The organism is Rhizobacter sp. P2_H2, from assembly GCF_056403375.1.
This window is the reverse complement of sequence record NZ_JBFUFP010001297.1, coordinates 1-1,352: the sequence shown is the minus strand read 5'-3', so window position 1 is coordinate 1,352 and position 1,352 is coordinate 1. Positions and strand designations below refer to the sequence as shown.

1 protein-coding gene is annotated in these 1,352 nt (G+C 68.4%); it reads right to left on the bottom strand.

The annotated features are described in order from the left end of the window. A partial coding sequence (locus tag AC1D15_RS32500; protein WP_477829306.1) for an efflux RND transporter permease subunit occupies positions 1 to 1,352 on the bottom strand: 1,352 nt, incomplete at both ends.

The window sequence follows — 1,352 nt, the reverse complement described above, 5'->3', positions numbered from 1 at the left end:
CGGTCGATGTGCAGCGACGCCTGCAGCCCGCGCAGCTGCGAATCGCTGGTCACGTCGCGGAACAGCGGGTCGGCGCGCAGCTTGCCTTGCAGCTTCTGCGCCCAGTCGTTCAGCTCGTCGGCCTTGACGCTCTGCAGGATGTATTGGTACTGCGCCTTGCTCTGGCGGCCGCCGAGCTGCAGGTTCTGGATCGGGCGCATGAAGACGCTGATGCCGGCCACGTCGCGCAGCTTGCGGCGCAGCCCCTCGACCACCTGGGTCATGTCCTGGCGCTCGGCACGCGGCTTCAGCGCGACGAACATGCGGCCGGTGTTCTGCGCGCCGCCGCCGCCGTTGAACGAGCTGACGGCCAGCACGTTCGGGTCGTCGCGGATGATGGCCGCGGCGCGGTCCTGCAGCCGCACCATCTCCGGGAACGAGGTGTCTTCCGAGGCTTCGGTCTGCACGCTGAGCTGGCCGATGTCCTCCTGCGGGAAGAAGCCCTTCGAGATGCTCGCGAACAGCCAGCCGGTGGCGAGGAAGGTGACCGCCGCGACCAGCACGACGGCCACGCGGTGTCGCAGCGCCACGTCGAGCGTGCGCGAGTAGGCGCCCAGCAGCAGGTCGAAGCCGCGCTCGAACGAGCGCACCAGCGCGCCCGGCGGCTTCTTGTGCGCGTCGTCGGTCAGGAAGCGGCTGGCCAGCATCGGCACCAGCGTCAGCGAGACGAAGGCCGACGCGATGATTGCCAGCGACACGATCACCGCGAACTCGTGGAACAGCAGGCCGATCACGCCCGGCATGAAGAAGATCGGGATGAACACCGCGATCAGCGAGGTGGAGATCGAGATGATCGTGAAGCCGACCTCGCGCGAGCCGCGCAGCGCCGCGCCGAACGGCGCCTCGCCGTGCTCGACGTGCCGCATGATGTTCTCGAGCATCACGATCGCGTCGTCGACCACCAGGCCGACCGCGAGCGTCAGGCCCAGCAGCGAGATGTTGTCGAGCGTGTAGCCGAAGCCCCACAGCAGCGCGATCGCGCCGACCAGCGAGACCGGCAGCGACAGCGTCGGGATCGCGGTGGCGACGAAGCGGCGCAGGAACAGGAAGATCACCAGCACCACCAGCACGATGGTGCCGAGCATCGTCAGCGTCACGTCGTGCAGCGATTCGCGCACCGACACCGAGCGGTCGTTGACCAGGTTCATGCGCACCGACTGCGGCAGCTGCGCCTGGAAGCCCGGCAGCGCGGCGCGCACCGCATCGACCACCTTGACGGTGTTGGCGTCGGGCTGGCGCTGGATGGCCAGCGTGATCGACGGCTCGCCGTTGTAGCTGGCGAAGGTCTTCACCGTCTCGTAGCTGTCCTCGAC